This is a genomic window from Massilibacteroides sp. (genome assembly GCF_028705895.1).
Classification (GTDB): domain Bacteria; phylum Bacteroidota; class Bacteroidia; order Bacteroidales; family Tannerellaceae; genus Massilibacteroides.
The window spans coordinates 84,798-97,704 of sequence record NZ_JAQWCQ010000007.1 but is presented as its reverse complement, the minus strand read 5'-3'; the positions used below and the strand labels follow the sequence as shown (position 1 = coordinate 97,704).

The following is a 12,907-nucleotide window of genomic DNA, read 5'->3' as shown; positions in this document are numbered from 1 at the left end:
CCTGGAATCCAGCTTAGGCTGGCTTTATAAACAGGGGGTAGGGTTTCGAAAAAAAGAAATATAACACGATACAGACCGTGTAATTAAACAAATCCGACTGTCTGGAATTTTAGTCGGTTAATAGTGTAAAAGAATATATAGATTTAGTATTTACAGCCGGACATGATACGGGGATTTACCGTAATGACGGACGGAGCAGGTCGAACGATAATCCTAAGCTCCATTATGGTACCGGGGGGATGTTGCATGGTCGTAAATATATGTTCACCAGTTCCTGGAATGCGCCGATAGAAGCTTTTACGGTTAAAGGTGAGTTTTTTGAGGAACAGGATGAAGATCAGGTTTTGATCGGGGTACACAAAATGAATCAGTTTACCGGATTGGAGCGGATAGAAGGTTTTCACTTCCATGAAATGGAAAAAGGAGTAACGGATGAAAAAATAGCTGAGGACAAAAGAGAATATCTCAAACACCTGAACAGCGTATTTTAAGAGCCTGTTTAAATTTTTATTCGTGGCTTATTTCGTTTTATTTTTTTGTTTAGTTGTATATCCGCATGAATGAGCATAGCGGGCTATGTGATTGAATGCGGAGATGCAGATAAGCAAAAAAGAAGACGAAAGAAGACCGAAACAAGCCCTCAAGAAATATCCTATAAAAATTTAAACAGGCTCTAAGAAACAGTTACAAGAATAAAAAGCGGCATAAACAGTTGCAGTCTCGGAAGAAAGGCGTAAATTTGTCCGGTTAATAAAAAAACAGCGTTTGAGATGATCGATAGGATAAAGACTCTGCTTAAAGAAGTGGAGGAATTGAAGGCGAATAATGCAGAGGAACTCGAAGCTCTGCGTATCAAATATCTGAGTAAGAAAGGCGAAATTTCTTCCTTGATGAATGATTTTCGTAATGTTGCTGCCGAACAAAAAAGAGAAGTCGGTCAATTTTTGAACCAACTAAAAGAAACGGCTCAGCAGAAGATTAATGATTTGAAAGAAGAATTTTCGAATTCCGGAGCTGTCAATACTGATATTGATCTTTCTCGTACTTCATATCCTGTTGCCCTTGGAACCCGTCATCCTATATCTATCGTTAAGAAAGAAATCTGTGATATCTTTGCAAGACTTGGTTTTAGTATTGCCGAAGGACCAGAAATTGAAGATGACTGGCATGTGTTTTCTTCTCTGAATTTTGCCGAAGACCATCCGGCTCGTGATATGCAGGATACTTTTTTTATTCAGCATAATCCGGACGTTTTACTTCGTACGCATACTTCGTCTGTACAAACCCGTGTGATGGAAAAACAGGACCCCTCAATTCGGATTATTTGTCCCGGACGCGTGTATCGTAATGAAGCTATTTCATATCGTGCGCATTGTTTCTTTCATCAGGTAGAAGCACTTTATGTTGATAAGAATGTCTCTTTTGCTGATTTAAAACAAGCATTACTTTTCTTTGCTAAAGAATTGTTCGGCCAGGATACCAAAATTCGTTTGCGTCCTTCTTATTTCCCGTTTACCGAACCATCTGCAGAAATGGATATATCCTGCAATCTCTGTGGTGGAAAAGGATGTCCGTTCTGTAAACACACAGGTTGGGTGGAAATCTTAGGCTGCGGAATGGTCGATCCAAATGTTCTTGAAAATTGCGGAATTGATAGTAAAATATACTCCGGCTACGCTCTCGGTATGGGTGTGGAACGGATTACAAATCTCAAATACCAAGTGAAAGACTTACGCATGTTCTCCGAAAACGATGTTCGTTTCCTGAGACAGTTTGAGTCGGCCAATTAAATTGAAAACCTAAATCATTACCATCTCCCCGGGTAGTAACCGTGCCCGGGGAGAAACACACGAGGAGAGAAGGTAATGATTCCTTCATTAGATTTGCTTAATCAGTCCTTTTTCTTGATCTTTGTCAGATTATAATATTGATTTGGAAATATGCTGAAGAAAGAACGTTACAAAGGTGTTTTTGATTGGTTTGAGAAGAATGTGCCTGTTGCAGAGACTGAGCTTCATTATGCAGATCCTTATCAACTTCTTGTTGCTGTTATTCTTTCAGCCCAATGCACGGATAAACGTGTGAATATGACTACACCGGCATTGTTTGAACGTTTTCCAACTCCACAAACACTTGCCATTTCTACTCCGGAAGAAGTTTTTAACTATATAAAAAGTATCTCTTACCCCAATAACAAAGCAAAACATTTGGTTGGTATGGCGCAGAAGTTGACTGATGAGTTCAACGGTGTAGTGCCTTCTTCTGTTGAAGAACTTCAGAAACTTCCGGGAGTAGGGCGGAAAACAGCCAATGTAATAGCTTCAGTCGTGTTTAACAAGCCGGCGATGGCCGTTGATACACATGTGTTTCGCGTATCAGCGAGATTAGGGTTTACACCGAAGAGTAAGACACCTCTCGAAACAGAAAAAGAATTAGTTAAACATATTCCTGAAAAATTAATCCCCAAGGCGCATCACTGGCTTATTCTGCACGGCCGGTATATCTGTCTGGCACGAAAGCCTAAATGTCTTGAATGTGGTCTGCAGCCCTGGTGCGCTTACTTCAGACAAGAAAAATGAAAATTCTCCGAGCAGAAATAATCACGCTACTCCTTGTGGTTGCCTCAATAATAGGAGCAATCGTTTTCTTCTTTTCTTTTGTTGGTAAAGAACAGAAAAAGGAAAAAACAGATCTTTTCGATTTACTTCTGCCTGAGCCTAAAAGTGTGTTGTTGATTAACCAACCGGCTGAATTTATTTCGATGTTGAAACGTCAACCCCAATTGTACCTCTATTTTAAAGAAATACTACCGGAAGATTGCTATACATTTCTTGCCTGCAAAAAGAATTCTCCTGTTTTGTTGGCATTTTACGCACAAGGAATTATGTTTTACTCTTACTCTGTTGGTGGAGATGCTGTTTGGTTGAAACATTCCGCTTTTACCACAGTGAAGAAAGAAGGTATCCCTTTGCGCTTTTATCCGAAAACAGCGAATCAATATTTGGGGTTTTATCAGTATAATGATGTGTTTGTGGGGAGCTATAGCCGTAAATTACTGGAAACAACAGTTTCACTTCAAAAGCGAGGAATAAAAGATTCTCCTGTTTACCTAAAGGAATTACGACGAAATATAGATAAAGATGCGCTGTTGAATGTCTTCTTTTATCAGGAACCGGAATCGGACTGGAAGGCTCTTGACGTGTTTTTACATGAAAGTCAAGTATGCTGTTTGTTGAATAGTCCTAATAAACAGTTGCCGGATAGTCTGCTAAAAGTAGCAGGAGATAGTTTGTCAACCCGAATAACAGCTTTAATCCCTGAATTACAGCCTCAGATCGGTATTAGTAAAGATGATTCAATAATTTATTTTACTCTTTGTGTGCCTTTGTTTTCCAATGATAATGAAAAATGAGGTGGCTTTTATTAATAATAATAAACAAAAAATGTTCTGCTTATATTTGAAAGTTATTATCTTCGCTTCACTTTGTCAAATGATATATTAATAAAAATTTATCCTTATGAAGAAAAACTTTAAATTAGTGTTAGCTACAGTATTAGCAAGTAGCGTATTATTTACATCATGTATTGGCTCTTTTAGTCTTACCAATAAATTGTTGGACTGGAACAGAAACGTTGATTCAAAATTCGTAAATGAATTAGTGTTTATTGCATTTAATATTGTTCCTGTTTATGGTGTTGCTGTATTGGCTGACGTATTGGTGATTAACTCAATTGAATTCTGGACAGGTGATAATCCTGTTGCTGATGTGGGAACTGTGAAAACCGTTGAAACAGAAAAAGGTGTTTATGCTATTGAAACAAAGGCTGATGGATATCATATCCAAAAAGCCGGTGATGAAAACGGTGTTGATTTGGTTTACAACAAAGCGGATGAAAGCTGGAATGTAGAAGCTGATGGAGAAAGCCATAAATTACTTGAATTTAAAGGAGACGATAAAGTGGTTATGTTCCTTCCTGATGGACAAAGTATGGAAGTGGAACTGAGCCAGGCAGGTGTTCTCGCTTTCCGTCAAGTTGTTGAGCACTCTACTTATTTCGCTGCTCGATAAGCTATAAAAATACAAGAGGAGACTTTCCACAGAGGGAGTCTCCTTTTTTAGTAAGCCAAATACTAAACTTCTAATCTAAACGCACAAAACACAAATGAAAAGAAAAATTCAGAAAATATTCACAGCTATTTGTTGTGTTGCTATCTTTTGGGTTAATTCCACCGCTTTTGCTTTTGCAGATAATAAAGATGCTAAGCCCTATTGGCAAGATATACAGACTGTTGCTGTAAATAAAGAAGAGCCACGAACCTCTTTTATGACATTCCCTGATAAAAAAACAGCACTTGACCTCCGGTTTGAGGAGAGTCCATATTACTTATCTCTTAATGGAACCTGGAAATTTCTATATGTAGATGGTTATAAAAAACTGCCAGCCAATGCCACAGAGGAAGGACTTGATGTTTCTTCGTGGAATGATATTAAAGTTCCCGGAAACTGGGAAGTGCAGGGATATGGCGTTCCGATTTACGTAAATCACGGCTTTGAGTTTAAAGCGAGAAATCCGGAGCCTCCTCTTTTACCCGAAGCAAACCCAGTTGGTGTATATCGCCGGACATTTGAAGTGCCGTCCGAATGGGATGGGAGAGATGTTTATCTTCAGGTTGCGGGAGCAAAAAGTGGAATGTATGTATATATTAACGGGAAAGAAATCGGGTATAGCGAAGACTCCAAAAATCCTGCAGAGTTTTTGCTTAATTCACACTTGAAACCCGGTAAGAATGAATTAACCCTGAAAATATTTCGCTGGAGTACGGGCTCATATTTAGAAGCACAGGATATGTGGCGCATTAGCGGTATTGAAAGAGATGTCTTTTTGTACTCGCAACCTAAAATAGCCATTAAGGATTTTCGCATTATCTCTACTTTGGATGATGCATATAAAACCGGAATTTTTGATCTGGGAGTAGATGTAAAGAATCACTCAACAGAAACGAAAGAGGTAAAAGTTAGCTGTGAATTGTTGGATAAACAGAAGTCAAGAATAGCAGAGATTGAAAAAGGAATATGGGTAAGTTCGGGAACGACACAACGCGTATCTTTTGATCATCAGATTAATGATGTTGCAAAATGGACTGCTGAAACGCCTAACCTATATACATTATTGATGACAGTCAAGGTGGATGGAAAGGTGGTGGAAGTCGTACCTTTTCGTGTAGGATTCCGAAAAATTGAAATTAAAGATTCCGATCAGATCGCCGATAATGGTAAACCATATAATTTGTTTTATCTGAATGGTAAACCGATTAAATTTAAAGGCGTAAATATTCATGAACATAATCCGGAAACAGGACATTATGTTACTGAAGATTTGATGCGTAAGGATTTTGAATTGATGAAGCAGCATAATCTGAATGCTGTTCGTTTGTGCCATTATCCTCAATCACGTCGTTTCTATGAGCTTTGTGATGAATATGGACTTTATGTTTATGATGAAGCAAATATCGAATCGCATGGCATGTATTATAATCTGAAAAAAGGAGGTACTCTTGGAAATAATCCCGAATGGTTGGTGCCTCATTTAGACAGAGTTAATAATATGTATGAACGAAATAAAAATCATGCATCTGTGACGGTCTTCTCGTTAGGAAATGAAGCCGGAAACGGGTATAATTTCTATCAGGCTTATCTCTTGGTAAAGAATAAGGATAAGAATTTGATGAACAGACCGGTTTGTTATGAAAGAGCATTGTGGGAATGGAATACTGATATGTATGTTCCGCAATATCCGGGTGCTAAATGGTTGGCAGAAATAGGACAACAGGGTAGTGATCGTCCGATTGTACCGTCTGAGTATTCTCATTCAATGGGCAACTCTTCCGGAAATTTGTGGGACCAATGGATTGAAATCTATAAATATCCGAATCTTCAGGGAGGATTTTTATGGGATTGGATTGATCAGGGCCTGAAGAAAACAGATGAAAACGGACGTGATTTCTGGGCATATGGTGGCGATTATGGAGTGAATGAGCCAAGTGACGGTAATTTCCTTTGCAATGGATTGATAGGGCCGGATCGTGTGCCTCATCCCGGACTGACTGAAGTAAAATATTCACACCAGAATTTTGGTTTTGATGTTGTCGATATCGAGAAAGGAATATTTCGTATCACTAATCGTTTTTATTTTACATCAAGTGATAAGTATGCAATTACTTATACGATATTGGGTGACGGTAAAGAAATCAAGAGTGGAAAATTATCGCTTAAATTATCGCCGCAGACTTCCGAAGAGGTGAACATATCCTATGCCGGTATAAAAGCTCAGCCGGGAGTGGAGTATTTTGTTAATTTCAGCGTGAAAACAACCGTTGCTGATAAATTGATTCCTGCGGGATATGAAGTAGCTTTTGATCAGTTTCAGCTTCCGTTAAAAGGAGAAGAACTGTCTTACGCGACCAAGGGACCAAAACTTTCTGTAAATAATGAAGGCGACCTGTTGACAGTTTCTTCTTCTAAAGTAAACTTTATATTTGATAAAAGCTCCGGACTTGTTACCTCGTATCAGGTGAATGGTATGGAATATTTCGCTGATGGTTTTGGTATTCAACCTAACTTCTGGCGTGCGCCGAATGATAATGATTACGGAAACGGAATGCCTTTGCGCTTACAAGTGTGGAAGCAAAGTAGTCAGAATTTCAATGTGACTGATGCGAATGCAGAACTGAATAATGGGAATGCTGTCGTTAATATCTCCTATCTGCTTTCTGCGGGTAATTTATACATAGTAACATATAATATCTATCCAAGTGGGGTGGTTCACGTTACTGCTAAATTCACTTCAGCCGATATGGATGCGGTTCAGACTGATGTTTCGGAAGCCACACGTACGGCAACGTTTACTCCGGGTAATGATAAAGCACGTAAGGCCTCTTCTAAACTGAACGTTCCCCGTATTGGAGTACGCTTCCGTCTTCCTGCAAGCGTAAATAAGGTGCAGTATTTAGGTCGCGGACCTATTGAAAATTATTGGGATAGAAAAGCCGGAGCGACAGTCGGACTCTATAAAACGACTGCCGAAGATATGTACGTTTCCTATGTACGTCCACAGGAAAACGGACATCGTACAGATACGCGTTGGGTTTCCCTTACAAATGCTAAAGGAAAAGGACTGATGATTAAAGCCGATGAAACAATAGGTTTCAATGCATTAAGAAATTCTATAGAAGATTTTGATTCGGAAGAAGCTCTTCCGCGTCCGCGTCAATGGAATAACTTTTCTCCCGAAGAGATTGCTAATCATGATGAGGCTGCTGCTAAGAATGTTTTGCGGCGTATGCATCATATCAATGATATCAATCCAAGAAACTTTGTGGAAGTATGCGTGGACTATAAACAGCAAGGAGTAGCCGGTTATAATAGTTGGGGAGCGCGTCCTGAACCGGAGTATTCTTTACCGGCGAATAAGGAATATAACTGGGGCTTTACCTTAATTCCGTTGGACAATGAACGTTCTGCGGCAGATAAAGCTAAGTATAAATACAATTAATCTTTCTGATTCAGGGTGCAAAAGGCGAAAAAAGAAGCTAAACATTTGTATGTTTTGTAAATAACGTCTATTTTTGCACTCTGAATTCCTAAAGGGGTAAAAAAGCGAATGTCGATAAAGAGGTTCCACCCCCGGAAATAACCTGTATTAATTATAAGACAGATGTACGTAATCGTAGAAATTAACGGACAACAGTTCAAAGCTGAACAAGGAAAGAAATTATTCGTTCACCACATTCAAAATGCGGAAAGCGGTGCTGTTGTTGAATTTGATCGCGTGTTATTGGTTGACAATGACGGTGCGGTAACAGTAGGAGCGCCTACAGTAGAAGGTGCAAAAGTAGTATGTGAAGTACTATCTCCGTTGGTAAAAGGTGATAAAGTGTTGATCTTCCACAAAAAGAGAAGAAAAGGGTATCGTAAGTTGAACGGTCACCGTCAACAGTTTACTGAAGTGAGTATTAAAGAAATTGTTGCTTAACATTTTAAAGATTTAAAAAGAAATGGCACATAAGAAAGGCGTTGGTAGTTCGAAGAACGGCCGTGAATCGCATAGCAAACGTTTAGGAGTAAAACTTTTTGGTGGTGAGGTAGCAAAAGCAGGAAACATTCTGATTCGTCAGAGAGGTACTGTTCATCATCCGGGAACAAACGTAGGTATTGGTAAAGATCATACCTTGTTTGCTTTAACTGATGGAGTAGTAGTATTCTCCAAAGGTAAAAACAACAGATCTTTCGTTTCGGTTAAGGCTGAAGCATAATATAAGATTTTTGTCAAAAAAGAATGGCTGTCCGATTAAATCAGGCAGCCATTCTTTTTTTAGATATGTAAATGTAATCCAATGGAGACAGGATGTACTTTAGGTCCTTTGCCTCCTTCAAACAGTCCCACCGGTGAATATTTAACATAAAAACCAATCCAATCGTATCCTCCTTGAATAAGGAAATCCATAGTAACCGGGCGAATATTCATCCCTCTGTCCATTTTCTCCTTATGTTTCTTGTTGTTCTCATCCCTATACTGAACCTTGGATGAAGATATTGTTTTAACAACACCTACTACGCCGGCAGATAAGAAAAAACGGTCGCCTTTTATACGCCGTGATTGCCATTCAATTAATGCCGGAAAAGTAAGACTCGTTGTATTAAGATTACTGCGGGAATAAGTGATACCCTCCGGAGCCGGCTCAAGAACAGTAATTCCATTTTCGTTTTCTTCAAAGTGATTGTTCGTTTTTAAACGATAACGATTCCAGCGCATTCCTACTCCGGTAACAATCGCCCAATTATAGCGAGAGATAGGGAACGATTTTTCCAGAAAATTGAGGTTATACTCCAATGAGTTTTCACTTCGTAATGATACTCCGTCAATATCATTAATATTGAAACTGCCATCAGCAAAATTGGTAAATCCCATACCAAAACCTGCCCAATGCGCATCAAAATCTCTGTCCCATGTAGGTAAAGGGATATTTATTGAGCGTCTGTGTCTTCTGTTTTCGTAACTCTGCCCGTTTTTATAATGCCCTTCGAAGATCATTTCTTTTTCTACTTCATCGCCTCTTTTATCAAGTTCATAGATGCGTACTTTCATCCGGTCACTTGTTTCTGTGATATCGATTCGCTTATTGTCGATGCGTATTGTTGTATCTGTCGGATTTACCAACCCTGTAGCTGCTAATCCGCTACTCATAAAAAGGCTTATCGCCAATACTGAAACTTTTGTATTCATTGTATATTTCTTTAGTGTTTTATATTACAATTCTTTTCCGGTGAATAATAACGTGATAAGGTCATCGCTATCTAATTCTCCTTCAATATAAACTAAGGTGATTACTCCCTTCTGGTTGACTTTGAATAGTATAAACCTATTGATGTCCTTCTCTTTTCCGCGTAGTTGATAATAGGCGGAGATAACTCCTCCATCATCGGTTACTTCTTTGATCTTACGTGCCCCTTGTTGGTCTGCTTCAAGACATTCCCGGGTAAAAGCCAACGCTGTTTGATCGTTCTTTATCGTGATACTTTTATAATGTGTCATTCCATAGGTTTCCAACATTTCATTTGATAGCTCTACCATAGTCACATTTTTCTTTTTCCCATAACGGTTGAAGACTTCCTGTATCCGTAAATCCTTCTGCATTTCGTTGGCAAATACAGGCTCGCTTATTATACATGAGAAGAGTGCAATCAGGAATACGATGTGTTTTATCTGTTTCATTGTCTCTTATTTATCTACGTTGAATAAACTTCCAAATTCTTTTAACTGACTTTCCAAGACTTCCTTTTCTGTCGAATAATCCGATACATCATCCGGAAAGTATTCGTCTGCTGGAGTCGCTACTTCCCTTAAAGCGTCTAAAGCCATATTGCGTATTTTGTGTATGTCTGTATAACAACGCCCATTTATCATCACGTAATTCTCCGCACAGTAACGTGTCTTATTAGACGTGTAAATACTACGGATGCCTAAAATCAGCAGACTTGCAGCCGCAACGCCTGATAGAAGATACGTGACTATCCGTTTGTTTTTCCTGATAGGAGAAGGATGATTGGGGATAATTGCCCGTTCTTCATCTATATAGGCGAACAATGGTTTATAGGCAGATAGATGAGATGGAATATCCTTGGAAGCAAAATACCTGCGTATCTCCCCTTCCTCGATAGAAGATGTTTCACCTTCAAAATATTTTTCTAATAGCTCTTCAATTCTCATATCTTCCATTGTTTAATTTCATAAATAAATCCCTTACTCTTTTTCTTGCTCTGGAAAGATTTACTCTAACTGCCTCAATCTGTGTGCCTGTAATTTCAGCAATTTCAGCAATTTCGTAGCCCTCGATATCTTTCATCCGGATGATTAGTTGTTGTAATTCCGGTAATCCATCAACGATCCTGCGTATTTGCCCTACGGCATCATGTTCTTCCAGTATCTTTTCCGGTGTGAGTTCTTTACTCTCCAGTAAACTCTCTGTTTCACCAATTCGTTCTGTTCTTCTTGCTCTCAGTCGGTCAATGGATTTATTCTTTACCATCTGAATCGTCAATGCCTCAAGACTATTATATTGTTCCAGATCGTTACGAATAGTCCATAGCTTCAGGAAAGTTTCCTGAACTATGTCCTCCGCATCTTCTTTATCCTGCATAAACTGGTAGGCCACATTTATCATCTTTTTACGCAGAGGCAACAACTTCTTTTTAAACGTCTCGAGTTCCATTCTCTATTGTTGAGACGACAAAGTAAGAGAAAACGTAACATCTTTATTCCAGTATTTTGTCAGATTCTTTCTTTATTTTTGTTTAATTGTAAGAAACGGTCAAAAGATATTCGTATGAAAATCCTTATAGTAGAAGATTCGGACTCGTTACGGGAAGTTATGGTACGTTCGTTGGAAAAAGAGCGTTACGTAGTAGAAAGTGCGACTAATTATGACGAAGGATTAGCTAAAATCAGTGAATATGATTACGATTGCATTGTCTTAGATATTATGTTGCCGGGTGGAAGCGGGTTGTCTTTATTGCAGGAGTTGAAAAAACAGAGGAAAAAAGACAGCGTAATCATTATATCGGCTAAAGACTCTGTTGAAGATAAGATTACCGGATTAGACTTGGGAGCGGATGATTATCTGACAAAACCATTTCATCTGGCAGAGCTCAATGCCAGAATAAAGAGTGTTATCAGAAGAAAACAACAAGACGGTGAATTAGATATTATATTGGATAATATTGTTGTCTATCCGGATAAACATATGGCGTATGTGAACGGTCAGGAGTTGACGCTGAACAGAAAAGAATTTGATCTGCTTTATTATTTTGTAACGAATCCCGGGAGAGTAATAGAGAAAACAGCATTAGTTGAATCTGTATGGGGAGATTATATTGATCAGGCAGATAGTTTTGATTTTATCTATAGTCAGGTGAAGAATTTACGCAAAAAATTAAAAATGGCAGAGGCAAAACCGGAAATAAAATCTGTTTATGGGTTCGGTTATAAATTAGTTGTAGAAGAATAGCATATGAAGTTAAGCCATTATACCATTCGTAATCTTTCCATTCCCTTACTCCTTATTCTTTTAGTTTGGGCGTCAGTATTTTATATTCTGATCATGCATGAAATAGATGATGAAACGAATGATACATTGGAGAATTATAAAGAATTAATTATCCGAAGAGCTTTGACCGATCCGGATTTCGATCGTACTTATACCGATGAAATGACGCGCTATAGAATGAAAGAAGTAAGTGCTGACCAAGCCAACTTGTCGGAGGATTTTTTCTATGATTCATTCACTTATGTAGATATAGAAATGGAATATGAGCCAGTACGAATCCTGAAATGTTATTTTTTGGATGCTGCAGGTAAATATTATGAATTGGAGATTGAGACATCTACTTTAGAAAAAGAAGACATGACCGAAACAATCTTCTGGAGTATTATTGTCTTATATGTTACGCTCTTGTGCGGAATTTTATTAATAACGCATTATGTATTCAAGAAAAGTTTTACACCCCTGTACGGTTTGTTGAATTGGTTACGGAAAACGCATCCCGGGAAAAAAGATGAACCTTATGTCATGAATACACAGGTCGACGAATTTGTAACACTGAATAAAGCTCTGCTTGAAGCAGCAAAACGGAATAGAGAAATTTATAACCAGCAAAAACAATTTGTGGAGAATGCCGCCCATGAACTGCAAACTCCCTTAGCGATAGCAACCAATAAATTAGAACTGCTTAGCGAAAATCCGGAATGTACGGAAGAACAACTCTCAGAAATAGGGGATATATATAATGTATTAAGAGGCGTGATAAGAACCAATAAATCACTGCTTCTGCTTTCCCGAATAGAAAACCGACAATATCCCGAAGTGACTGATTTGAATATTAATGAAATAGTGCATCGTTCCTTAGAAGTGTTTACAGCTATTTATGAAACAAGATGTTTGCAAATTGATATTAATGAAGAGGGAACACTTTCCTGTCAAATGAATGATTCCTTAGCCGGAACTCTTGTCTCAAATCTTTTGAAGAATGCTTTTGTGCATAATTATAATGGAGGGCACGTTTCTATAAAGATTGAGTCTCATATATTAACGATTTCAAACACGAGCCATAATGCCAGATTGGAAGAGAACGATATGTACCGACGATTTAATAAAGCGGGTGCTTCTTTAGAATCAACCGGTTTAGGATTAGCCATTGTTAAGTCTATTGCTCTATTATATGAAATAGAAGTTGCATATCAATATACAGGAGATATGCATCAGTTTCGTTTGTCTTTCAAAAAATAATAACTTTTTTCTTTTCCCCCTCATTATTCCCAAATCTTTCCCGATTCATGTACTTAATTTGCT

14 protein-coding genes are annotated in these 12,907 nt (G+C 38.3%); 10 read left to right on the top strand and 4 right to left on the bottom strand.

The features are described 5' to 3' along the window. Positions 1–137: 137 nt before the first annotated feature. The 8 genes from PHT93_RS03275 to rpmA all read left to right on the top strand — a co-directional run bounded on the left by PHT93_RS03275 (position 138) and on the right by rpmA (position 8,314). Complete coding sequence (locus PHT93_RS03275) at positions 138–491, top strand: NAD(P)H-dependent oxidoreductase (RefSeq protein ID WP_300239419.1); 354 nt, start codon at positions 138–140, stop codon at positions 489–491. 279 nt (positions 492–770) lie between these two features. Further along, complete coding sequence (pheS, locus tag PHT93_RS03270) at positions 771–1,790, top strand: phenylalanine--tRNA ligase subunit alpha (RefSeq protein WP_300239405.1); 1,020 nt, start codon at positions 771–773, stop codon at positions 1,788–1,790. 150 nt (positions 1,791–1,940) lie between these two features. Beyond that, on the top strand, positions 1,941–2,579 hold the full coding sequence (gene nth, locus PHT93_RS03265; RefSeq protein WP_300239403.1) for an endonuclease III: 639 nt from the start codon (positions 1,941–1,943) through the stop codon (positions 2,577–2,579). Beyond that, positions 2,576–3,412 (top strand): hypothetical protein, encoded by an 837-nt coding sequence (locus tag PHT93_RS03260; protein ID WP_300239401.1) that lies wholly within the window; start codon positions 2,576–2,578, stop codon positions 3,410–3,412. Before nth ends, PHT93_RS03260 begins: the two co-directional genes overlap by 4 nt. Positions 3,413–3,518: 106 nt before the next feature. After that, entirely contained in the window at positions 3,519–4,070 is a 552-nt protein-coding gene (locus tag PHT93_RS03255; protein WP_300239399.1) for a DUF3332 domain-containing protein, read from the top strand. Positions 4,071–4,164: 94 nt separating this feature from the next. Continuing rightward, positions 4,165–7,554 (top strand): glycoside hydrolase family 2 TIM barrel-domain containing protein, encoded by a 3,390-nt coding sequence (locus PHT93_RS03250; RefSeq protein WP_300239396.1) that lies wholly within the window; start codon positions 4,165–4,167, stop codon positions 7,552–7,554. A 162-nt stretch (positions 7,555–7,716) separates the two neighbouring features. Further along, entirely contained in the window at positions 7,717–8,034 is a 318-nt protein-coding gene (gene rplU, locus PHT93_RS03245; RefSeq protein WP_300239394.1) for a 50S ribosomal protein L21, read from the top strand. Between the two features lie 22 nt (positions 8,035–8,056). Further along, entirely contained in the window at positions 8,057–8,314 is a 258-nt protein-coding gene (gene rpmA, locus PHT93_RS03240; protein WP_300239392.1) for a 50S ribosomal protein L27, read from the top strand. Positions 8,315–8,373: 59 nt separating this feature from the next. On the opposite strand, the gene PHT93_RS03235 is transcribed toward rpmA, so the two are convergent. From PHT93_RS03235 to PHT93_RS03220, 4 genes are all read right to left on the bottom strand, one after another. Further along, entirely contained in the window at positions 8,374–9,246 is an 873-nt protein-coding gene (locus tag PHT93_RS03235; protein WP_363318617.1) for an outer membrane beta-barrel protein, read from the bottom strand. Positions 9,247–9,309: 63 nt separating this feature from the next. Then, a complete protein-coding gene (locus PHT93_RS03230; protein ID WP_300239386.1) occupies positions 9,310–9,774 on the bottom strand; it encodes a hypothetical protein in 465 nt (154 codons plus the stop codon). 6 nt (positions 9,775–9,780) lie between these two features. After that, positions 9,781–10,269 carry a hypothetical protein gene (locus PHT93_RS03225; protein WP_300239384.1) on the bottom strand — a complete coding sequence of 163 codons (489 nt, stop codon included), beginning with the start codon at positions 10,267–10,269 and terminating at the stop codon, positions 9,781–9,783. Next, on the bottom strand, positions 10,259–10,771 hold the full coding sequence (locus PHT93_RS03220; protein WP_300239381.1) for a sigma-70 family RNA polymerase sigma factor: 513 nt from the start codon (positions 10,769–10,771) through the stop codon (positions 10,259–10,261). Before PHT93_RS03220 ends, PHT93_RS03225 begins: the two co-directional genes overlap by 11 nt. 114 nt (positions 10,772–10,885) lie before the next feature. Here PHT93_RS03220 and PHT93_RS03215 point away from each other — a divergent pair, with 114 nt between their 5' ends. After that, positions 10,886–11,566: a response regulator transcription factor gene (locus PHT93_RS03215; protein ID WP_300239379.1), complete on the top strand. Its 681-nt coding sequence runs from the start codon at positions 10,886–10,888 to the stop codon at positions 11,564–11,566. 3 nt (positions 11,567–11,569) lie between these two features. After that, positions 11,570–12,844 carry a HAMP domain-containing sensor histidine kinase gene (locus PHT93_RS03210; RefSeq protein ID WP_300239376.1) on the top strand — a complete coding sequence of 425 codons (1,275 nt, stop codon included), beginning with the start codon at positions 11,570–11,572 and terminating at the stop codon, positions 12,842–12,844. The last annotated feature ends 63 nt before the right edge of the window (positions 12,845–12,907 follow it).

Bases quoted from the DNA above. Each gene is read 5' to 3' on its own strand.
- PHT93_RS03230 (WP_300239386.1), bottom strand. From the start codon at position 9,774: ATGAAACAGATAAAACACATCGTATTCCTGATTGCACTCTTCTCATGT.
- PHT93_RS03235 (WP_363318617.1), bottom strand. From the start codon at position 9,246: ATGAGTAGCGGATTAGCAGCTACAGGGTTGGTAAATCCGACAGATACA.
- nth (WP_300239403.1), top strand. From the start codon at position 1,941: ATGCTGAAGAAAGAACGTTACAAAGGTGTTTTTGATTGGTTTGAGAAG.
- rpmA (WP_300239392.1), top strand. From the start codon at position 8,057: ATGGCACATAAGAAAGGCGTTGGTAGTTCGAAGAACGGCCGTGAATCG.
- PHT93_RS03215 (WP_300239379.1), top strand. From the start codon at position 10,886: ATGAAAATCCTTATAGTAGAAGATTCGGACTCGTTACGGGAAGTTATG.
- PHT93_RS03225 (WP_300239384.1), bottom strand. From the start codon at position 10,269: ATGAGAATTGAAGAGCTATTAGAAAAATATTTTGAAGGTGAAACATCT.
- pheS (WP_300239405.1), top strand. From the start codon at position 771: ATGATCGATAGGATAAAGACTCTGCTTAAAGAAGTGGAGGAATTGAAG.
- PHT93_RS03210 (WP_300239376.1), top strand. From the start codon at position 11,570: ATGAAGTTAAGCCATTATACCATTCGTAATCTTTCCATTCCCTTACTC.
- rplU (WP_300239394.1), top strand. From the start codon at position 7,717: ATGTACGTAATCGTAGAAATTAACGGACAACAGTTCAAAGCTGAACAA.
- PHT93_RS03260 (WP_300239401.1), top strand. From the start codon at position 2,576: ATGAAAATTCTCCGAGCAGAAATAATCACGCTACTCCTTGTGGTTGCC.
- PHT93_RS03250 (WP_300239396.1), top strand. From the start codon at position 4,165: ATGAAAAGAAAAATTCAGAAAATATTCACAGCTATTTGTTGTGTTGCT.
- PHT93_RS03255 (WP_300239399.1), top strand. From the start codon at position 3,519: ATGAAGAAAAACTTTAAATTAGTGTTAGCTACAGTATTAGCAAGTAGC.
- PHT93_RS03220 (WP_300239381.1), bottom strand. From the start codon at position 10,771: ATGGAACTCGAGACGTTTAAAAAGAAGTTGTTGCCTCTGCGTAAAAAG.